Source organism: Duganella sp. Leaf126 (assembly GCF_001423125.1).
GTDB lineage: Bacteria > Pseudomonadota > Gammaproteobacteria > Burkholderiales > Burkholderiaceae_D > Rugamonas.
Map to the genome: position 1 here is coordinate 33918 of NZ_LMNW01000007.1, position 20525 is coordinate 54442.

The 20525-nt window shown below is 64.9% G+C and carries 16 protein-coding genes and 2 rRNA genes; 15 read left to right on the forward strand and 3 right to left on the reverse strand.

Features of this window, described 5'->3' with window-relative positions:
• Positions 1–41: 41 nt before the first annotated feature.
• From ASF61_RS07245 to ASF61_RS07305, 13 genes are all read left to right on the forward strand, one after another.
• Entirely contained in the window at positions 42–1325 is a 1284-nt protein-coding gene (locus ASF61_RS07245) for a M48 family metallopeptidase (protein ID WP_056153247.1), read from the forward strand.
• The gene (rsgA, locus tag ASF61_RS07250; protein WP_056153250.1) at positions 1322–2239 is read left to right on the forward strand and encodes a ribosome small subunit-dependent GTPase A; all 918 of its coding nucleotides are present in this window, start codon (positions 1322–1324) and stop codon (positions 2237–2239) included. The genes ASF61_RS07245 and rsgA overlap by 4 nt, the downstream gene beginning before the upstream one ends.
• A gap of 121 nt (positions 2240–2360) precedes the next feature.
• The gene (locus ASF61_RS07255) at positions 2361–5231 is read left to right on the forward strand and encodes a GAF domain-containing sensor histidine kinase (protein ID WP_056153254.1); all 2871 of its coding nucleotides are present in this window, start codon (positions 2361–2363) and stop codon (positions 5229–5231) included.
• Positions 5232–5354: 123 nt separating this feature from the next.
• Positions 5355–6296, forward strand: a complete 942-nt coding sequence (argF, locus tag ASF61_RS07260) for an ornithine carbamoyltransferase (protein WP_056153257.1) — start codon at positions 5355–5357, stop codon at positions 6294–6296.
• Positions 6297–6329: 33 nt separating this feature from the next.
• Positions 6330–7562, forward strand: a complete 1233-nt coding sequence (locus ASF61_RS07265) for an argininosuccinate synthase (RefSeq protein ID WP_056153261.1) — start codon at positions 6330–6332, stop codon at positions 7560–7562.
• 121 nt (positions 7563–7683) lie between these two features.
• A complete protein-coding gene (locus tag ASF61_RS07270) occupies positions 7684–9501 on the forward strand; it encodes a methyl-accepting chemotaxis protein (RefSeq protein ID WP_056153264.1) in 1818 nt (605 codons plus the stop codon).
• A 7-nt stretch (positions 9502–9508) separates the two neighbouring features.
• Entirely contained in the window at positions 9509–9976 is a 468-nt protein-coding gene (locus ASF61_RS07275; protein WP_056153267.1) for a chemotaxis protein CheW, read from the forward strand.
• Positions 9973–11253 (forward strand): protein-glutamate O-methyltransferase CheR, encoded by a 1281-nt coding sequence (locus ASF61_RS07280; RefSeq protein WP_082491289.1) that lies wholly within the window; start codon positions 9973–9975, stop codon positions 11251–11253. Before ASF61_RS07275 ends, ASF61_RS07280 begins: the two co-directional genes overlap by 4 nt.
• An 18-nt stretch (positions 11254–11271) precedes the next feature.
• The gene (locus ASF61_RS07285; RefSeq protein WP_056153271.1) at positions 11272–11994 is read left to right on the forward strand and encodes a chemotaxis protein CheW; all 723 of its coding nucleotides are present in this window, start codon (positions 11272–11274) and stop codon (positions 11992–11994) included.
• A complete protein-coding gene (locus ASF61_RS07290) occupies positions 11991–14309 on the forward strand; it encodes a hybrid sensor histidine kinase/response regulator (RefSeq protein ID WP_056153275.1) in 2319 nt (772 codons plus the stop codon). Before ASF61_RS07285 ends, ASF61_RS07290 begins: the two co-directional genes overlap by 4 nt.
• Entirely contained in the window at positions 14306–15355 is a 1050-nt protein-coding gene (gene cheB / locus ASF61_RS07295; protein WP_056153279.1) for a chemotaxis-specific protein-glutamate methyltransferase CheB, read from the forward strand. The genes ASF61_RS07290 and cheB overlap by 4 nt, the downstream gene beginning before the upstream one ends.
• Positions 15356–15404: 49 nt before the next feature.
• Positions 15405–16463, forward strand: coding sequence for a diguanylate cyclase (locus ASF61_RS07300; protein WP_056153282.1), 1059 nt, complete (start codon positions 15405–15407; stop codon positions 16461–16463).
• Between the two features lie 13 nt (positions 16464–16476).
• A complete protein-coding gene (locus ASF61_RS07305) occupies positions 16477–16791 on the forward strand; it encodes a pyrimidine/purine nucleoside phosphorylase (RefSeq protein ID WP_056153284.1) in 315 nt (104 codons plus the stop codon).
• A gap of 100 nt (positions 16792–16891) precedes the next feature.
• Here ASF61_RS07305 and murB read toward each other — a convergent pair whose 3' ends face one another.
• Positions 16892–17920 carry a UDP-N-acetylmuramate dehydrogenase gene (gene murB / locus ASF61_RS07310; RefSeq protein WP_056153287.1) on the reverse strand — a complete coding sequence of 343 codons (1029 nt, stop codon included), beginning with the start codon at positions 17918–17920 and terminating at the stop codon, positions 16892–16894.
• Positions 17921–18082: 162 nt separating this feature from the next.
• Here murB and ASF61_RS07315 point away from each other — a divergent pair, with 162 nt between their 5' ends.
• Together ASF61_RS07315 and ASF61_RS07320 are read left to right on the forward strand one after the other, a co-directional pair.
• Positions 18083–18568: a YajQ family cyclic di-GMP-binding protein gene (locus tag ASF61_RS07315; protein ID WP_056153290.1), complete on the forward strand. Its 486-nt coding sequence runs from the start codon at positions 18083–18085 to the stop codon at positions 18566–18568.
• Between the two features lie 152 nt (positions 18569–18720).
• Positions 18721–19974, forward strand: a complete 1254-nt coding sequence (locus ASF61_RS07320; RefSeq protein ID WP_056153295.1) for a nitronate monooxygenase — start codon at positions 18721–18723, stop codon at positions 19972–19974.
• Positions 19975–20188: 214 nt separating this feature from the next.
• Here ASF61_RS07320 and rrf read toward each other — a convergent pair.
• Positions 20189–20301: ribosomal RNA gene (gene rrf, locus ASF61_RS07325) — 5S ribosomal RNA — on the reverse strand.
• Positions 20302–20449: 148 nt separating this feature from the next.
• Positions 20450–20525, reverse strand: a 23S ribosomal RNA gene (locus tag ASF61_RS07330); the annotation flags it as partial.

The following is a 20525-nucleotide window of genomic DNA, read 5'->3' on the forward strand; positions in this document are numbered from 1 at the left end:
CCGATAGTAATCCGAATCCGTCATTTTCTCACAGGCATAGAATGTATACCCTCGCGTTTTCGATTTTGTTTGTGTCTTTCATCGTTTTGACGCTGATCGTACGTTTCTGGCTGGCCTCGCGCCAGATCCGCCATGTGCTGGCGCACCGCAACGCCGTGCCGCCCGAGTTTGCGTCGCGCATCCAGCTTGCCGCCCACCAGAAGGCGGCCGACTACACGGTGGCGCGCACCAAGTTCGGCCTGCTGGCGCTGCTGGTCAACACCGTGGTGCTGATCGGTTTTACCCTGTTTGGCGGCCTGCAATGGCTGTCGGAGCAGATCTATCAGATCACCGGCCCCGGCATGGTGTACCAGCTGGTACTGCTGGCGGCGTTCGCGCTGATCTCGGGCGCGGTGGACGTGCCGTTCGATTATTACCGGCAGTTCAAGCTCGAGCAGCGCTTCGGCTTCAACAAGATGACGCGCGGCCTGTTCTTTGCCGACCTGCTCAAGGGCACGGTGCTGGGCGCGGCCATCGGCCTGCCGCTGGTGTGGGTGGTGCTGACGCTGATGGATAAATCGGGCGCCCTGTGGTGGTTCTACGCCTGGCTGGTGTGGAGCGGCTTCCAGCTCTTGATGATGGTGCTGTACCCGACCGTGATCGCGCCGCTGTTCAACAAGTTCACGCCGCTGGCCGACCAGTCGCTGAAGGACCGCATCGAGGGCCTGATGACGCGCGTGGGCTTCGCCTCCAAGGGCCTGTTCGTGATGGATGGCTCGAAACGCAGCGCCCACGGCAACGCCTATTTTTCCGGCTTCGGCGCCCACAAGCGCATCGTGTTTTACGACACCCTGCTCGCGCGCCTGCTGCCGCACGAGATCGAGGCGGTTCTGGCGCACGAGCTCGGTCACTTCAAGCTGCGCCACATCGTCAAGCGCATCGTCATGATCTTCGCCGTCTCGCTCGGCTTCCTGGCGCTGCTCGGCTACCTGAAGAACCAGCTGTGGTTCTACACCGGGCTCGGGGTCGATCCGCTGGCGCTGCCGGGCCAGACCAACGACGCCATGGTGCTGCTGCTGTTCATGCTGGTGCTGCCCGTGTTCACTTTCCTGTTCGGCCCGCTGACGTCGCTGAGCTCGCGCAAGCACGAATTCGAGGCGGACGCCTTTGCGGCCCAGCACACCGATGCGCGCGACCTGGTGTCGGCGCTGGTCAAGATGTACGAAGACAACGCTTCCACGCTGACGCCCGATCCGCTGCACTCGGCCTTCTACGACAGCCACCCGCCAGCGAGCGTGCGGATCCGTCACCTGCATCAACATCCGACCATGGCGGCGGCCTCATGACCACATCATCCTCCCCGCAAAAACTGCAGGCGACCATCATCGCCGCCCATGGCCGCCACTACCTGGCCGAAGCCGATGGCCGCAAGCTGCAATGCGTCACGCGCGGCAAGAAGACCAATGTCGCTGTCGGCGACGTCGTGCAGATCACCACCACGTCCGGCGACCAGGGCGTGATCGACAGGATCGAGGAGCGCAGCACCCTGCTCTACCGCTCCGACCAGTACAAGTCGAAACTGCTGGCCGCCAACCTGACGCAACTGTTCATCGTGGTGGCGACGGAACCCGGTTTTGCCGACGACCTGGTGTCGCGCGCGCTGGTGGCGGCCGAAGCGGCCGGCATCCGCGCCCACCTGATCCTCAACAAGACCGACGTGGCCGCAGCGCTGCCGCGCACGCGTGAGCGGGTGCAGGTGTACGCGTCGCTCGGCTACCCGGTGCACGAAGTGTCGGCCACCGCGCGCCCCGAGGAAGCGGTGGCCACGCTGCAACCGCTGATGGCAGGCCAGTCGTCGATCCTGATCGGCCAGTCCGGCATGGGCAAGTCGTCGCTGATCAACCTGCTGGTGCCCGAGGCCGACATCGCCGTGCGCGAGATTTCGGCGGCGCTCGACACCGGCAAGCACACGACCACCTTCACCCGGCTGTACCGGCTGCCGGAACTGGGGCTGGGGACGGCCATCATCGATTCGCCCGGCTTCCAGGAGTTCGGCCTCTACCATCTGACCGAGGGCATGCTCGAGCGCGCGTTCGTCGAGTTTGCGCCGTATCTTGGCCACTGCAAGTTCTACAACTGCCGCCACCTGACCGAACCGCAGTGCGCGGTGCTGGCTGCCGTGGAAGCAGGCCAGATCGCCCGCATGCGCCACACCCTGTACGCCCAGCTGCTGCACGAATCGTCGCAGACGCTGTACTGACCGGGCCCGATCGCATCCCGCCAGCGACTTGCGCGCGGGTGCTGTTTGCAGTCTATAATTCCCGATTGCAATACCAACGCAGGCAGCCCAACCTTCGCTGCGCGTCCGGTAAAGGATCGCGATGGACTTGTTTGTAGCCGACGACGAAGTAGCCCTGTGGGAAAACGCGCTGCTGCGCCTGACCGGCGCCGCGCGGCTGCCGGTGCTGGTGCCGCTGGCCTGGCATCTGCGCCAGCGCGACAGCATGCGCGCCGCCGCCCTGGCGCAGGAAGGCCTGGCGCTGCTGCGCGCGGCCGGCTTGCCGCCGCAAGACCAGGCGGCGACATCTGCCCGGCTCGACCTGGTGGCGGCCGAGGCGGCATGGCTGGCCGCCGACCTGACGGCTGCCGAACGCATGGCCGACGACATCGGCGCACGCATGCTGGCCTGCCGGGACTGGCGCGGCGTGGCCGATACCCACTGGCTGCGCGCGTGGATCGCCATCGACGGCGGCGACCACGGTGGCGGCGCCGCTCACCTGGCGCAGATGGCCGCCATCGCGCGCCGGCCCGAAGTCGACGACGCCGACCGCGCCATGTGCGCCGAAGCGGCGATCGCCCGCTGGGCGGTGATGGAGGACCGCTGCGCCGCCGAGGCGCGCTGGTCGGCGCCGTTCGCCGCCGCCGCTGCCCGGGCTGCGCAGCACCCGGCGCTGGCGGTATGGGTGCACGATTACGTCGGCACCGCCGCCACCCAGGGCAGCAATTTCGGTGCGGCGGCCGGCCATTTCGCCCGCGTGTACGAAGCGGCGCGCGTCAGCGGCCAGCTGCGTTCGGCGATCACGGCCGCCATCAACATCGGCATCGATTTCACCAACCTGAACGACCACCGCGCCGCCCTCGAATGGATGCAGCGCGCGCTGGACATGGCGCGTCCCACGCACTGGCCGCGCAGCGTGGGCGTGTGCCTGACGCACACGGCCGACACCATGCGCCGGCTGGGCCAGCTCGACGCCAGCGCGGCGCTGCTGGACGAGGCCTTCGAGGTGCTGGCGCCGCTGGCCGATGGCCGCAGCTATGCCACCGCCCTGCAGTTCCGCGGCGACCTGCAACTCGACACCGGCGACTACGCGAGCGCGCTGGTGTCGTTCCGCCAGCTGGAGGACAAGGCGGCGCGGCTGCGCCACGCGGACCTGATGTGCGCCGCGCGGCGCGGCCAGGCGCACGCGCTGTGCTACCTGGACCGGCCCGAAGAGGCGCTGGCGGTGGCGGCGGACGCCATCGCGCTGGCGCTGGCGCAGTCCAGCGTGACCAACCACGTGCGCACGCTGCGCGTGCTGTCGGTGATCCATGCCCGGCACCCGCTGCCGCCGCCGGCGGACATGACCGAGCAGAACGCCACCCTGCACTATCTGCACCAGGCGCTGGCGCTGGCCTCGCACATCGAAGGCTACACGCTGCCGGGCGACCTGCTCGAAACGCTGGCGCACGAGTATGCGCAGACGGGCCAGTACCAGCGCGCCTACGAATCGGCACAGGCCGCAGCGGCGGCGCGCCGCACCACCCACAGCCGCGAGGCCACCAACCGCGCGATCGCCATGCAGGTGCACCAGCAGACCGAACGCGCGCGCGCCGAGGGCCGGCACCACCGCGAGCTGGCCGAGTCCGAGGCGCGCCGCGCGCGCGTGCTGCAGCAGACCACCGCCACGCTCGAACGCCTGTCCGCCATCGGCCAGGAGATCACCACCCACCTCGACGCCAGGGCCGTGTTCCAGGCCATCAACCGCCACGTGCAGGCGCTGCTGACGGCCGACAGCTTTGCGATCTACCTGTGCGACCCCGGTTGCGACACCCTGAACCGCGCCTTCGGCATGGAGAACGGCGTGTCGCTGGCCGCCAACGCGATCGCCGTGGACAATCCGCGCGCCAACGCCGCACGCTGCCTGCGCGAGCGGCGCGAAATCTATGTCGAGGACGCGGGGCCGGACGACATCTTCCTGGCGCCCGGCACGTCGCTGATGGCGTGCGCGCTGTACGTGCCGCTGATGGTGGGCGAACGCACCCTGGGCGTGATGACGGTGCAGGCATCGAGCAAGCGCGCCTACCGTGACCGCGAACGGCTGATCTTCCGCACCCTGTGCGCGTACGGCGCGATCGCGCTCGACAACGCCAACGCCTACGCCCAGCTGAAAAGCGCGCAAACCCAGCTGGTGTCGCAGGAAAAGCTGGCGGCGCTGGGATCGCTGATGGCGGGCGTGGCGCACGAGCTCAATACGCCGATCGGCAACAGCCTGCTGATCGCCAGCACGCTGCACCAGAAAACCACGGACCTGGCGCGCCAGGTGGCGGGACCGGGCCTGCGCCGGTCGGAACTGCAGGCCTACCTGGAGGACGCCGCCCGCGCCCACGACCTGGTGATGCGCGGCCTGACCAGCGCGGCGGAACTGGTCAACAGCTTCAAGCAGGTGGCGGTGGACCGCACCACCGAGCAGCGCCGGCGGTTCGACCTGCAGCAGGTCACCACCGAGGTGATCGCCACCATGATGAACCGCATCCGCGCCTCCGGCCACCGGATCGAGGCCGAGGTGGCGGCCAGCATCGCGATGGACAGCTATCCCGGCCCGCTGGGCCAGGTGATCGCCAACTTCATCAACAACGCCTTGCTACACGCGTTCGACAAGGGCGTGGTCGGCCGGCTGTGGCTGCGCGCCGCCCTGGCGCCGCCCGGCAGCGCCGGCGCGGACGGGGCGGGACGCGTGCAGCTGGTCTTCGGCGACAACGGCGGCGGCATCGCGCCGGCCCATATGTCGCGCATCTTCGATCCGTTCTTCACCACCAAGCTCGGCCAGGGCGGCAGCGGTCTCGGATTGTCGATCAGTTACAACATCGTCACCGCGCTGCTGGGCGGCCAGATCGCGGTCCAGAGTTCGGCCGCCGGTACCGTGTTCACGCTGGACCTGCCGCTGGTGGCGCCGCAGGCGCGCGCAGCGACCGCCGCGCAGATCTACCATTGAATCGGGGGGCTGGACCAGCATAATCTGCGGCGATTGGCTTGCTGCACCGAATTGCCTTTATAATTGACCGGTTCAGCCGGCCGGGTATCGAGTCCCAGGCCAGCTCACCTGTCAGTTGTTATTATGCCTATCCAAAATCCGATCAAGCATTACCTGCAGTTTTCCGACTTCACGCTGGAAGAATACGAGTACGTGATTGAACGCGCCCACCTGATCAAGCGCAAGTTCAAGAACTACGAGATCTATCACCCGCTGATCGACCGCACCCTGGTGATGGTGTTCGAGAAGAACTCCACCCGCACCCGCCTGTCGTTCGAGGCCGGCATGCACCAGCTGGGCGGCGCCGCCATCTATCTGAACACGCGCGACAGCCAGCTCGGACGCGGCGAACCGGTGGAAGATGCAGGCCAGGTCATGAGCCGCATGTGCGACATCATCATGGTGCGCACCTTCGGCCAGGACATCATTGAGCGCTTTGCCGCCCATTCGCGCGTGCCGGTGATTAACGGCCTGACCAACGAACACCACCCGTGCCAGGTATTTGCCGACATCTTCACCTTCTACGAGCACCGCGGCCCGATCACCGGCAAGACGGTGGCGTGGATCGGCGACGCCAACAACATGCTGTATTCGTGGCTGCAGGCGGCCGAGGTATTCGGCTTCCACGTCAATGTCTCCACGCCCAAGGGCTACGACATGGACATGTCGCTGGTCGCCACCGACCGCTACACCTTCTTCGCCAACCCGTCCGACGCCTGCGCCGGCGCGCACCTGGTCAATACCGACGTCTGGACCAGCATGGGCTACGAAGAGGAGAACGCCGCGCGCCTGAAAGCGTTCGACGGCTGGATCGTCGATGGCGCCAAGATGGCCCGCGCCGCGCCCGATGCGCTGTTCATGCACTGCCTGCCCGCCCACCGCGGCGAGGAAGTGGCGGCCGAGGTCATCGACGGACCGCAATCGGTGGTCTGGGACGAAGCCGAGAATCGCCTGCACATCCAGAAGGCGCTGATCGAGTACCTGCTGCTCGGTCGTCTCGATAACCGGCCCGGCACGTCCGCATAATCAATCAATCATCTACACCCACTTGGAACCAGCATGAGCGACATCAAAAAAGTAGTCCTCGCCTATTCGGGCGGCCTCGATACCTCCGTCATCCTCAAATGGCTGCAGGATCACTATCAGTGCGAAATCGTCACCTTCACGGCCGACCTGGGCCAGGGCGAGGAACTGGAGCCGGCGCGCGCCAAGGCGCTCAAGTTCGGCATCAAGCCCGAGAACATCTACATCGACGACGTGCGCGAAGAATTCGTGCGCGACTTCGTGTTCCCGATGTTCCGCGCCAATACCGTGTACGAAGGCGAATACCTGCTCGGCACCTCGATCGCGCGTCCGCTGATCGCCAAGCGACTGATCGAGATCGCCAACGAGACCGGCGCTGACGCCATCTCGCACGGCGCCACCGGCAAGGGCAACGACCAGGTGCGCTTCGAACTGGGCGCGTATGCGCTCAAGCCAGGCGTCAAAGTGATCGCCCCGTGGCGCGAATGGGACCTGCTGTCGCGTGAAAAACTGCTGAAGTACGCGGAAGACGCCGGCATCGCCATCGACATGAAACACAAGAACGGCGGCGCGCCGTATTCGATGGACGCCAACCTGCTGCACATCTCGTTCGAGGGCCGCCACCTGGAAAACCCGAGCGCGGAAGCCGAGGAATCGATGTGGCGCTGGAGCGTGAGCCCGGAAGCGGCGCCCGACCAGGCCGAATACATCGACCTCGAATACGAAAAAGGCGACATCGTCGCCATCAACGGCGTGCGCATGTCGCCGGCCACCGTGCTGACGGAACTGAACCGCCTGGGCGGCAAGCACGGCATCGGCCGTCTCGACCTGGTGGAAAACCGCTATGTCGGCATGAAGTCGCGCGGCTGCTACGAAACCCCGGGCGGCACCATCATGCTCAAGGGCCACCGCGCCATCGAGTCGATCACGCTGGACCGCGAAGTGGCGCACCTGAAGGACGACCTGATGCCGCGCTACGCGTCGCTGATCTATAACGGCTACTGGTGGGCGCCGGAGCGCGTGGCGCTGCAGACGCTGATCGACCACACCCAGGCCACCGTCAACGGCTGGGTCCGCGTCAAGCTGTACAAGGGCAATGTGATCGTGGTCTCGCGCGACTCGAAGACCGACTCCCTGTTCGATATGAACATCGCCACCTTCGACGAAGACGGCGGCGCCTACAACCAGGCCGATGCCGGCGGCTTCATCAAGCTCAACGCACTGCGCATGCGCATTGCCGCCAACGCCCGCCTGAAGCGCGGCCAGTAGGTCAATAGGCGAATACGCAACGCGCTCCGCGACCAAAAGCCGCTCACCGAGCGGCTTTTTTTGTTCTCACGCGATTACCATGGGACAATAGCCCAATCACCGACTGGCGCCTGGAGAAACCATGTTTAAAGACCTGAGCATCAAACGCAAACTGTACCTGGGCTTCGGCGCCATGCTCGCCATCATCGTGGCGCTGCTGATCGTCGCCTACGACCGTTTTAATAGCCTCTCCGAGGCCAACCAGTGGGACCGCCACACGATGGAAGTGATCCAGGCCATCGACGGCTTGCGCAACGATATGCTGCAGGTGCAGGTGGAGGCGCGCGGCTACTACCTGACCGGCACCGCGGCCCGTCTCGAGCGCACCCGCAAGGAGCAGCGCGACCTGCCCGAATCGATCCAGAAGCTGCAGCAGCTGACCAACGATAATCCGGCGCAGGTCGCCCGTTTCAAAACGCTGGAGAACATGATCAACGCCTGGAACAAGGACGTCATCGACAGCCAGCTGGCCATGCGCGAGCAACTGGGTACGGCGCCCGGCGCTGCTGACGCCATGGGCAAAACGCCGCAGCTGGCCAATCTGACCGGCACCGCCATCAGCGAGATCTACAAGTTCATGAGCGAGGCCACCAACGAGGAACACCGGCTGCAGGCTGAGCGCTCGGCCGCGTCGGCCAGGCTGCAGGAGAGCATGCGGCTGGTGATTACCGTGGGCGGCCTGGTATGCGTGCTGCTGGGCATGGCCGTGGCATGGATGCTGGTGCGCTCGCTGACCGCGCCGCTGCTCAACCTGACCGACGTGGTGGGCCGCATTGCCGGCGGCGACCAGGGGGCGCGCGCGACCGTGCTGGCCAATGATGAGCTGGGCCGGGTGACCGAGGAGTTCAACCGCATGGCGCAATCGATCCAGGACAGCCAGGCCAATGAAAAAGCACTGAACGACGCCTTGCGCGCCAAGGTCGATTCGCTGCTGGGCGTGGTCTCGAAAGCCGCCTCCGGCGACCTGACGGGCACCATCGAAGTGACCGGCAGCGACGCCATCGGCCAGCTGGCCCATGGTCTCGACCGCATGTTCGAAAACCTGCGCGCGCTGCTCAACAATGTGCAGAAGGCCGGCATCCAGGTCACCACGTCGGCCACCGAAATCGCCGCCTCGGCCAAGCAGCAGGAAGCGACCGGCATCGAGCAGGCGCAGACCAGCGTGGAAATTCTCAGCACCACCAAGGAGATCTCGGCCAACGCCTCGCAGCTGCTCAAGACCATGGAAGAAGCGACTGCCGTGGCGGACTACACCACCACGGCCACCGCCGATGCCCAGGGCAACCTGCGCCGCATGGACAGCACCATGCAGCACATGGTCAGCGCCACCGATTCGATCAACGCCAAGCTGGCAGCGCTGTCGGAAAAAGCCTCGAACATCAACAGCGTGCTGATCACCATCACCAAGGTCGCGGACCAGACCAACATCCTGTCGCTCAATGCCGCCATCGAGGCGGAAAAGGCCGGCGAGGCGGGACGCGGCTTCTCGGTGGTGGCGACGGAAATCCGCCGCCTGGCCGACCAGACCTCGGTCTCCACCTGGGACATCGAGCAAATGCTCAAGGAAATGCAGTCGGCGGTGTCGGCCAGCGTGATGGGGATGGACAAGTTCTCGGAAGAGATCCGCCGCAGCGTCGGCGAAGTGCGCCAGGTGACCGACCAGCTGTCCGGCGTAATGGACCAGGTGCAGAAGCTGGCGCCGCAGTTCGACGCCGTGCTGCAGGGGATGCAGTCGCAGGCGGTTGGGGCGGAGCAGATCAGCGCCACCATGATGCAGCTGAACGACGCCACCCAGCAGACGGTGGAATCGCTCAAGGCTACCAGCGAAGCGGTGCACCAGCTGCAATACGCGGCCGGCGACCTGCAGACCAGCGTCGCCAATTTTGCGGTTGCAGTCTAGGCGCGCGATGAAAGTGCTGGTCTTTCACATCGGCGCCGACCGCTACGGCTTGCGCCTGCGCGACGTGGTGCGCGTGCTGCCGCTGCTCGACCTCAAGCACCTGCCGCTGGCGCCCGCACCGGTGGTGGGTCTGATGGACTACCACGGCGCCTCGGTGCCGGTCATCGACCTGTGCCTGGCCAGCGGGCTGCCGCCCGGCCTCGATCATTTCGATACCCGCATCATCGTGGTCGACTACCGTACGCCGGAAGGCGCCGTGCACTGGCTGGGCCTGCGCGCGGAACGCGTGCAGGGCGTACAGGACCTGCGCGACGACCTGCTCACCGACAGTGGCGTGCAGGCGGCGCCCTTTCTGGGGCAGGTCGCCGGCGACGAACGCGGCATGCTGCAACTGGTGGAACTGGAGCAGCTGCTCACGCCGGCGCTGCGCATCGCGCTGTTTCCGAACCCAATCGACGGCGGAGACCTGCCGTGACGACGCCGGCCCAGGTCATGCTGCGTGCAGCGACGGGACTGAACCTGTCGAAGCAGGTGGTTGACCGCGCCATCCGCGCGCGCGTGGTAAGCGTGAGCGCGCGCGATGCCGACGATTACCTCGAGCGCATGACGCCGGAAGAACTGACCGCGCTGGTGGAACTTGTGGTGGTGCCGGAGTCGTGGTTCTACCGCGACCAGCAGGCGTTCCACGCCACTGCCGGCTACCTGAAACAGCAATTGCAGCTGGACCCCAACCGCCTGCTGCACGTCCTGTCGCTGCCCTGCGCCGGCGGCGAGGAGCCGTACACGATGGCGATGGTGCTGCTCGACGCCGGCATTCCGGCCGACCGCTTCATGATCGACGCCTTCGATATCAGCCCGGTATGCGTGGCGCGCGCCAAGACCGGTGTGTACGGCCGCAACGCCTTCCGCAACCAGGACCTGGCCTTTCGCGACCGCCATTTCGAGGAAGTGAGCAAGGAAGCCTGGCGCATCAACGATGCAGTGCGCAGGCAGGTGCGTTTCCAGCAAGGGAATGTGCTGGACCTGACCATGGCCAGGCGCGCCGCTTTCTATGACGTCATCTTCTGCCGCAACCTGCTGATCTATTTCGACAAACCCACCACCAGCGCTGCCGTGCGCAACCTCGACACCATGCTCAAGCGCGACGGCCTGCTGTTCGTCGGCTACGCCGAAGTGCCGTCGCTGTGCGCCAATGGCTTTACGCCGCTGCAGTATGCGCAGGCATTCGGGCTGGTCAAGAATGCCGAGGCGGCCCTGCGCAAAAAGGCGTGCGAGGTGGCGGCGCCGGCACCGGCTCGGGCGGTCAAATCCGGCCCGGCGCCCGTACCGAAACGCCCGCTGGCGGCCGGCGGCAGTCCGGTCACGGCTGCATCCCCGGCTGCGCCCAAGCCGAAACCCGGGCCGGCACCCGTCCCCGCGCCGCCACCGGCACCGGCGCGGGACCTGCTGGCCGATGCCCGCCGCCTGGCCGACCTGGGCCAGTTGAAGGAGGCCGAGCGTCTTTGCCGCGACCACCTGGCGCAGCAGCCGGAGGCGGCCGAGGCGTATTTCATCCTGGGCCTGATCAACGAATTGACCAGCAAGCACGCGCAGGCGCAGGATTACTGGAAGCGCTGCATCTACCTGCAGCCCGACCATTACGAGGCGCTGTGCCACCTGGCCCTGCTGGCCGACACCAGCGGCGACGCTGCCGGCGCGGCTGCGCTCAAGGCGCGCGCCGCGCGCATCTACCAACGCCAGCAGGCATCTTAAGGACAAGGGCGCCCCGACATGACGACCACCGCCGCTTCCGCCGGTCTCCCTCCCGATCCCGTCGGCATCGACGATTGCTGGAACCGCATCGGCGTGGCCGGCGACCAGACCTGCGCCAGGCTGGCCGACCATATCCACTGCCGCAACTGCCCGGTCTATGCAAACGCCGCCCAGCGCAACCTGCAGCGCGCAGTGGGCGCCGGCTACAAGCAGGAATGGGCGGCGCACTTCCGCCAGCCGGCGCAAGACAGCCAGGCGCTCGATGCCTCCTGCCTGGTGTTCCGGATCGGCCGCGAGTGGCTGTCGCTGCCCACCCGGCTGTTCCTGGCCGTGGCGCCGCAGGCGAAGCCGCACCGTCTGCCGCACCGCAACGATCGCGGCCTGTCCGGCATCGTCAACGTCGGCGGCACCCTGTATCCCTGCATGTCACTTGCCGACCTCCTGGGCATCGACGATAGCGCGGCTGCTGCGGACAAGGCCGTTGCGGCCAAGGGAGGCGCCCATCGCCATACCTATGCGCGGCTGCTGCTGATGCGCTGGGAAGAACAGGCCTACGCGCTGCCGGTGGCCGACCTGCACGGGATCGAACGCTACGCCACGGCGGCCATGCAGGCGCCGGCCGCCACCATCAACAAGGGCCTCTCCCGTTTCCTGTCGGGGGTGATCGCGATCGGCGACATGCACGTGGGTGTGCTGGACGCCGCACTGATCGGCTACCAACTTGCGAGGACGCTGCGATGAGCCAGGATAACGGCGGCATGGGTGGAGACCTGAGCCAGTTTTCGATGCTGGACCTGTTCCGCATGGAGGCCGACAGCCAGACCCAGATCCTGACCGATGGCCTGCTGGCCATGGAGCGGCTGAAAAACGACGCGGGCGCGGTGGAATCGATGATGCGCGCGGCGCATTCGATCAAGGGCGCGGCAGCCATCGTCGGGCTGGAGGTGGTCGTGCAGGTGGCGCACAGCATGGAGGACGCCTTCATCGCGGCGCAGCACGGCAAGCTGGCGCTGACGCCGAACCGGGTGGACGTGCTGCTGGCCGGCGTGGACCTGATCCTGCAACTGTCACGCCTGCAGGACAGCGGCGTCGATGCCTGGCTGGCCGCCAATGAGGCGCTGATCAAGCGGACGCTCGATGCGATCGCCACCATCGCCTTCCTGCCCGAGCCGGTCAGCCTGCAGGCCGAGATGGGGTGGGCGCCGCCGGCGCCGCCGGCACCGGCCGCACCGACATTCCCGGTGGGCGAGCTGCCGGTGTCTCCGCAGCCTGCCGCAGCAGCGGCGGCACCCGCCGACGAGCCGCCGCTCGATCGCCGCGCGCCGTCCCCCGCCAAGGCCCAGAACTTCGACAAGCTGCTGTCGCTGGCCAGCGAATCGCGCATCAACGCGCACCAGATGCAGCCGTTCATCCATAGCCTGCAACGCTTCAAGCGCAACCAGGCCAGCCTGGCCACCGTGATCGAGCAGTTGCACGAAGCGATCTCCAACAGCGACGATCCGAAACTGAAGGAGCTGTCCCTGCTGGCGCTGCAGAAAACCCAGCCGCTCAAGCAGTTCGTGCTCGAACACATCGCCGACACCGAGGCCTACGAACGGCGCCTGCTGGCCGTCTCGCAAAACATGGTGGACGAAGTGCTGACCATGCGCATGCGACCGTTCCGCGACGGCGTGCAGCCGTTTCCGCGCATGGTGCGCGACCTGGCGCGCAGCCTGGGCAAGGACGTGCAACTGCAGATCGTCGGCGAAGACACGCTGGTGGACCGCGACATCCTGGCGCGCATCGAAAGCCCGCTCAACCACATGCTGCGCAACGCCATCGATCACGGCATGGACAGCGCGGTCGAGCGCATTGCGGCCGGCAAGCCGGGCGCCGGCACCATCGTGCTGGAGGCCAAACACCGCGCCGGCATGCTCAGTATCGAAATCAGCGATGACGGCAAGGGCGTGGACCTGGAAAAAATCCGCGCCCGCGTGGTGGAGCGCAAGATGGCCAGCGCGCCGATGGCAGCCGCCATGTCGGGCGCCGAGCTGATGGAGTTCCTGTTCCTGCCGGCCTTCAGCCTCAAGGAACAGACGACCGAGATCTCCGGGCGCGGCGTCGGCCTCGATATCGTCCACGAAACCATCCGCTCGCAAAACGGCACGGTGCGCATCGAATCGGAACTGGGCGTGGGCTTCCGCACCCACATCACCTTGCCGCTGACGCAGTCGATCGTGCGCGCGCTGGTGGTGGACATCAAGGGCGAAGCCTATGCCGTGCCCATCGTGCAGGTCGAGCGCGTGATCAAGGTGCCGCAAGCGGCCATCCACACGCTGGAAAACAAGCAGTTCTTCGACTTCGGCGGCGAGCATCTGGGACTGGTATCGGCATCGCAGGTGCTCGATCTGGGCGACACCGACGCGTCGGCCGCGGAGCTGGCGGTGGTGGTGATCGGCAGCGGGGCGCGGCGCTACGCGCTGGTGGTGGATGCCATCAACGGCGAACAAAGCCTGGCGGTGCAGGCCATCGATCCGGTCTTCGGCAAGATGCGCGACATCTCGGCCGCCGCCCTGCTCGACAACGGCGAACCGGTGCTGATCCTCGACGTGCCCGATCTGCTGCTGTCGATCGACAAGCTGCTGCACGACGGCGGCCTGCACCAGCTCACCCGCGCCCAACACAGCGAACGTCACAAGACCAAGCGCGTGCTGGTGGTGGACGATTCGCTGACGGTGCGCGAAATGGAGCGCAAGCTGCTGCAAAGCCGGGGCTTCCTGGTCGATATCGCGATCGACGGCATCGACGGCTGGAACGTGGTGCGCAGCGGCGAGTACGACCTGGTGATCACCGACGTCGATATGCCGCGCATGGACGGTATCGAGCTCGTTGCGCTGATCAAGAAGGATATCCACCTCCACAAACTGCCAGTCATGATAGTCTCCTATAAAGACCGGCCGGAAGACCGCGCCCGCGGACTATCGGCCGGTGCAGACTATTATCTGACCAAGGGCAGCTTCCACGACGAGACGCTGCTCGACGCCGTCAGCGACCTGATTGGAGACGCCCACCGATGAAGATCGCCATTGCCAACGATGTCGCCATGGCAGCCGAAGCGCTGCGGCGCGTGGTGGCCAGCACCGCCGAGCACCAGGTGCTGTGGATCGCGCGCACCGGCGCCGAGGCGGTGCGCATGTGCGCGGACAACCGGCCGGACCTGATCCTCATGGACCTGAACATGCCGGAGCTCGACGGCGTGGAGGCTACCCGCAGGATCATGGAGCAAAGCCCGTGCGCGATCCTGGTGGTGACCGGCCGGCCGCAGGACAACGTCAACCAGGTGTTCCGCGCGCTGGGCGCGGGTGCGCTCGATGTCACGGCCACGCCGGTATTGCAGGGCAAGCCCGGCGGCGATGCCGAGCTGCTGGCCAAGATCCGCACCATGGACAAGCTGATACGCCATAGCGGTGGCGCGCAGGCGCTGGCGCCGCGCACTTCGCTGGCCGGCAGCACGCCGGCGGCGGTCGCCGAGCATGCCGAAGGCGCGGTGCCGGTGACGTCGCTGCTGGCCATCGGCGCCTCTACCGGCGGGCCGGTCGCCGTATCGAAGATGCTCGCTGGCTGGGTCGCGCCGCGCGGCTGCGCGGTGGTGGTGGTGCAGCACATCGATGAGCACTTCGCCGACAATTTTGCGCGCTGGCTGGGCGAGCAGCTCGACATGCCGGTGCGCACCGCCGAGGAAGGCGACGAGCTGGCCGCTGGCGTGGTCCTGATCGCCAAGAGCAACGATCATTTAACCCTGGATCAAAATTATCGCTTGCGTTACGATGCCAATCCCAAGGACTATGCCTACCGGCCGTCGGTCGATGTGTTTTTCCGCTGCGTGGCACAGCACTGGAAAGGCCTGTCGGTGGGCGTGCTGCTGACCGGCATGGGCCGCGATGGCGCCGAGGGTCTGCTGGCGATGCGCCGCGCCGGCCACCTGACGATCGCCCAGGACCAGGCCAGCAGCGCCGTGTATGGCATGCCGCGCGCCGCCGCCGAGCTGGACGCGGCACAAATGATTTTACCGTTGACGCGGATCGGACCGGTCCTGCGCGGCACATTGGGCAGCCGCACCTGACGACAGCATGGCGTGTGCACCGCGCTGCCCCGAAAGAAAGAGAGTATCGATGTCCGAAGCATCCGCAACCGCCGCAGCCGCCCTTGATCCCGAACAGGCGCTCACCGCCTTCAAGGTGCGCGTCCTGCTGGTGGACGATCAGCTGATCATCGTCGAAGCCGTGCGGCGCATGCTCAGCGACCAGGCCGATATCGAATTCCATTACGTGACCGACGCCATGCTTGCTCTGCAGACGGCGGTGCAGCTGCAGCCGACCGTGATCCTGCAAGACCTGGTGATGCCGGGGGTCGATGGCTTCGGCCTGATCCAGCAGTATCGCGGCGACGAAGCGCTGCGCCACGTACCGGTGATCGTGCTGTCGGCCAAGGAAGATCCCAAACTCAAGGCCCACAGCTTTGCCACCGGCGCCAACGACTACATGGTCAAGCTGCCCGACAAGCTCGAACTGCTGGCGCGCGTGCGCTATCACTCGGGCGCGCACATCAGCCGCCTGCAGCGCGATCAGGCCTTCCGCTTCCTGCGCGAGAGCCAGAAAAGCCTGGCCGACGCCAACATCGAGCTGCAAAAGCTGGCCGCACTCGACGCCCTCACCGGCATCGCCAACCGCCGCCGCTTCGACGACACCATGCGCATCGAATGGCAGCGCGGGCAGCGCGACAAGAAGCCGCTCGCGGTCCTGATGTGCGACGTCGATTTCTTCAAAACTTACAATGACAGTTTCGGCCACCTGGCGGGCGACCTCGCCCTCAAGAAGGTGGCTGCCGTACTGACCGAACACCTGAAGCGCCCTGCCGACCTGGCGGCGCGCTATGGCGGCGAGGAATTCGTCATCATCCTGCCGGAGACACCGTTGGCTGGGGCACTGATCGTGGCCGAGTCATGCCGCCGACACCTGGAGCAACTGGCCATCGACAACCCGCAGGCGAACAGCGACCTGGCGTACGTGACCATGTCGGTCGGCGTGGCCAGCGTGGTGCCGTCACCGCAGTCGAGTGTCGAGGAGCTGCTCGGCCACGCCGACCAGGCCCTGTACGTTGCCAAGAGCGGCGGCCGTAACCGCGTCGAAAGCGCGGCCCAACTGCCTGGTCCCCTTCCCGCCTCACACTAGGAAAGCAGCAAGCATGAGTACCCAGATCGATCAGGTCAGCGTCGTCAAAAAGGCCAATGTGTACTTCGACGGCAAATGCGTCTCGCACAACGTCATCTGCGCCGATGGCAGCAAAAAAAGCGTGGGAGTGATTTTCCCGTCCACCCTCACGTTCAACACCGGCGCGCCGGAAATCATGGAAGTGGTCAGCGGCGTGTGCAAGGTACGCCTCGCCGGTGAGGACGCATGGGAAACCTATGCGACGGGCGACCGGTTCAGCATCGCCGGCAATTCGTCGTTCGATATCGAGACCGTCGAGACGCTCGATTACGTCTGCAGCTTCGGTTGAGTTGAACCGTGCATGCCTTGCGGACTGTCGTTGCGCAGTCCGCAAGGCGTGAGTCTGCCGGTCCCGCCTCCACCCGGGCGGGAACCACTGCCGCGCCTTGCTAGACGAAGACCGGCTCCGCCTCCAGCGCCACACCGAACCGCGCCATCACGTCGGCCTGAATTGCCTGCGCCAGCGCCACCACTTCCCCCCCCGTCGCACCACCGTTATTGACCAGCACCAATGCCTGCTTGGGGTACACGCCCGCTGCGCCCAGCTTGCGTCCCTTCCAGCCGCATTGGTCGATCAGCCAGCCCGCTGCCAGCTTCTCGCTGCCGTCGGGCTGCGCGTAATGCACCAGCGAAGGAAACTGCGCGAGCAGCGCCGCGCACTGCATGGACGACACCACGGGATTTTTGAAAAAGCTGCCGGCGTTGCCGATCACGGCAGGGTCGGGCAGCTTGCGGCGGCGGATCGCGACCACGGTATCGGCGACCTGCTGCGCGGTGGGCGCGGTCCAGCCTTGCTCGGCGACGGCCTGCGCCAGTTCCGCGTAGTGCAGCCTGGGCTGCCAGGTACGCGGCAAGGCAAACGTCACGTCGAGGATGACCAGGTTGCGCCCTGCCGCGTGTTTGAACACGCTGTCGCGGTAGCCGAAGCGGCATGCTGCGGCATCCATGCTGCGGATCGCGCCATCGCGCGGATCGAACACGGTCAGGCTGTGAAAGACGTCCTTGATTTCCAGTCCATATGCACCAATATTCTGGATAGGCGACGCGCCCACGGTGCCCGGAATCAGGGCCAGGTTTTCCAGTCCGCCAAGGTTTTGCGACAGCGTCCACTGGACCAGGCCGTGCCAGTTTTCGCCGGCGGCGGCCCGCACGAAATGGTGCGTGTCATTACCGCCGACGAGCTGCTTTCCTTCGGTGGCGATATGTAAAACCAGGCCCGGAAAATCGTCGGTGAGCAGCACGTTGCTGCCCCCGCCCAACACCAGCCGCGGCAAAGCGCGCCAGGTGGCGTCTGCATAAACGCCGATCAGCTGCTCGGTATTTGTGATCCGGATATAGGCATGGGCAGTGGCCGCGATGCCGAATGTATTGAGGGACTGCAGTGGGAATTGGTGCTGAACGGATGTGTATGGCTGCATGGACTAAAAAACCGATAAATTTAGTCGATTATAGAGTGAAACGCACAAAAAACCAGTTGCCAGATGCCAGCTTGCACGCGGTTGTCCGTTAAAATGTCAGACTTTGATGCAGGGCCGTTTTACGCTCACAGCTCCTGCATGCCACACGAAAAGGAAATAGTTATGCCGTCGTTTGATGTAGTCTCTGAAGCCGATATGATCGAAGTGAAAAACGCGGTCGAACAGTCCAACAAGGAAATCAGCACGCGGTTCGATTTCAAGGGCAGCGACGCACGGGTCGAGCAAAAGGACAACGAACTGACCGCCTTTGCCGATTCCGAGTTCCAGCTGAGCCAGGTTCGCGATGTGCTGACCAACAAGCTGGCCAAGCGCAAAGTGGATGTGCGGTTCCTCGAAGACGGCGATATCAAGAAAATCGGCGGCGACAAGGTCAAGCAGGTGATCAAGGTCAAGAACGGTATCGAAACCGATGACGCTAAGAAAATCGTGCGTGTCATCAAGGACAGCAAGATGAAGGTGCAGGCGAGCATCCAGGGCGAATCGGTGCGTGTGACCGGCGCCAAGCGCGACGATCTGCAGGCAACCATGGCCATGTTGCGCAAGGACGTGCCGGACATGCCGCTGGAATTCAACAACTTCCGCGACTGATCCCGCCGCGCGGTGCATGCCGCGCCGTCACCAGGCTGTAGCATGCTGGGCGTAGAATCAAGCTTCTTGCCGCGTGCTACCGCACTCATTTATCTCCGCATACCGCCGGCCGCCCCGCCGCCGGCAACAACTTCGGTAGTCTAAGGATAGCAATGAAACGTGTTGATGATTTCCGCCTGCGATTTGGCAATAACGAATACGTGCCCATCATGGTCGGCGGAATGGGTGTCGATATCTCGACGTCGGAACTGGCGCTGGAAGCTGCGCGCCTGGGCGGCATCGGCCATATTTCGGATGCCATGGTCGAAGACGTCTCCGACCGCCGCTTCGATACCAGCTACGTCAAGGACAAGACCAAGCTCTACAAGTTCAACATCAATAATTCGGACAAGTCGGTCGTGCAGTTCGACCTCGAGCGCTTGGCAGAAGCGCAGCGCTTGCATATCGGCAAAACCATGGAAGCGAAGAAAGGTCCCGGCCTGATCTTCGTCAACTGCATGGAAAAGCTGACCATGAACGGTCCGCGCGAAACCCTGCGCACCCGTCTGAACGCGGCGCTGGACGCCGGCATCGACGGTATCACGCTGTCGGCCGGTCTGCACTTCGGCTCGTTTGCCCTGATGGCCGACCATCCGCGCTTCCGCGAAGCCAAGCTCGGTATCATCGTCTCGTCGGTGCGCGCACTGCAGATTTTCCTGCGCAAGAACGCCAAACTCGATCGTCTGCCCGACTTCGTCATCGTCGAAGGCCCGCTTGCTGGCGGCCACCTCGGCTTCGGCATGGACTGGGCCGATTACGACCTGATGACCATCACCAAGGAACTGCTCGCTTACCTGAAGGCGGAAAACCTCGACATCCCGCTGATCGCCGCCGGTGGCATCTTTACCGGCAGCGATGCCGTCAGCTTCCTGGAAGCAGGCGCAGCAGGCGTACAGGTGGCCACGCGCTTCACCATCACCCACGAATGCGGTCTGCCGGCCAAGGTCAAGCAGGAATACATCCAGGCTACCGAGGACGACATCATCGTCAACGGCATTTCGCCCACCGGCTACCCGATGCGCATGCTCAAGAGCACCCCGGCAATTGGCGCCGGCATCCGTCCCGGCTGCGAATCCTACGGCTATCTGCTCGACGCGACCGGCAACTGCGCCTATATCAACTCGTACAACCGCGAAGTGGCGGCCCACCCCGAGCTGAAAGTGGTATCGGTAATGGACAAGACCTGTCTGTGCACCCACATGCGCAACTTCAACTGCTGGACCTGCGGTCACTACACGTATCGCCTGAAGGACACGACACACAAGAAGGCCGACGGCGAATACCAGCTGCTGAGCGCCGAGCATGTGTTCAAGGACTACCAGTTCAGCATCGATAATCAGATTGCCTTGCCGGAAAAAGAGCTGTGAACCGGATAACCGGCTAATGAAAAGCGCTTCCGAGGAAGCGCTTTTTTTATGCCTGGATCAGATGTACCGACCGATTCCTTGCTGGGAGGCGCAGACAGCGATCGACCGCTTAAACCAAAAAACCCCTGCCAGGATCACACCGTAAACCTACTCTGCGGACACGCAAAGCAAAAAACCCCACCAGGATCACCGGGTGGGGTTTTTCATATAACTAGCCTGACGATAACCTACTTTCACACTGGTTGCAGCACTATCATCGGCGCAAAGTCGTTTCACGGTCCTGTTCGGGATGGGAAGGGGTGGGACCGACTTGCTATGGTCATCAGGCATTGACTTGTASGGGCCGCGTTCTGGTGAACGTTGCCCTGAATCTGGAATCGGTAAGTAGCGGTGGTATTGAACCACCWGGGTAATGAAGTTGTGTATCAACGAACGYTCAACGCACTTCTTACTCTCTATAACCTGCCAAGGTTATAGGGACAAGCCGTACGGGCAATTAGTACTGGTTAGCTTAATGCATTACTGCACTTCCACACCCAGCCTATCAACGT

Excerpts from the sequence above, each read along its gene's own strand:
- ASF61_RS07245 (WP_056153247.1), top strand. The coding sequence starts at position 42 with ATGTATACCCTCGCGTTTTCGATTTTGTTTGTGTCTTTCATCGTTTTG.
- rsgA (WP_056153250.1), top strand. The coding sequence starts at position 1,322 with ATGACCACATCATCCTCCCCGCAAAAACTGCAGGCGACCATCATCGCC.
- ASF61_RS07255 (WP_056153254.1), top strand. The coding sequence starts at position 2,361 with ATGGACTTGTTTGTAGCCGACGACGAAGTAGCCCTGTGGGAAAACGCG.
- argF (WP_056153257.1), top strand. The coding sequence starts at position 5,355 with ATGCCTATCCAAAATCCGATCAAGCATTACCTGCAGTTTTCCGACTTC.
- ASF61_RS07265 (WP_056153261.1), top strand. The coding sequence starts at position 6,330 with ATGAGCGACATCAAAAAAGTAGTCCTCGCCTATTCGGGCGGCCTCGAT.
- ASF61_RS07270 (WP_056153264.1), top strand. The coding sequence starts at position 7,684 with ATGTTTAAAGACCTGAGCATCAAACGCAAACTGTACCTGGGCTTCGGC.
- ASF61_RS07275 (WP_056153267.1), top strand. The coding sequence starts at position 9,509 with ATGAAAGTGCTGGTCTTTCACATCGGCGCCGACCGCTACGGCTTGCGC.
- ASF61_RS07285 (WP_056153271.1), top strand. The coding sequence starts at position 11,272 with ATGACGACCACCGCCGCTTCCGCCGGTCTCCCTCCCGATCCCGTCGGC.
- ASF61_RS07290 (WP_056153275.1), top strand. The coding sequence starts at position 11,991 with ATGAGCCAGGATAACGGCGGCATGGGTGGAGACCTGAGCCAGTTTTCG.
- cheB (WP_056153279.1), top strand. The coding sequence starts at position 14,306 with ATGAAGATCGCCATTGCCAACGATGTCGCCATGGCAGCCGAAGCGCTG.
- ASF61_RS07300 (WP_056153282.1), top strand. The coding sequence starts at position 15,405 with ATGTCCGAAGCATCCGCAACCGCCGCAGCCGCCCTTGATCCCGAACAG.
- ASF61_RS07305 (WP_056153284.1), top strand. The coding sequence starts at position 16,477 with ATGAGTACCCAGATCGATCAGGTCAGCGTCGTCAAAAAGGCCAATGTG.
- murB (WP_056153287.1), bottom strand. The coding sequence starts at position 17,920 with ATGCAGCCATACACATCCGTTCAGCACCAATTCCCACTGCAGTCCCTC.
- ASF61_RS07315 (WP_056153290.1), top strand. The coding sequence starts at position 18,083 with ATGCCGTCGTTTGATGTAGTCTCTGAAGCCGATATGATCGAAGTGAAA.
- ASF61_RS07320 (WP_056153295.1), top strand. The coding sequence starts at position 18,721 with ATGAAACGTGTTGATGATTTCCGCCTGCGATTTGGCAATAACGAATAC.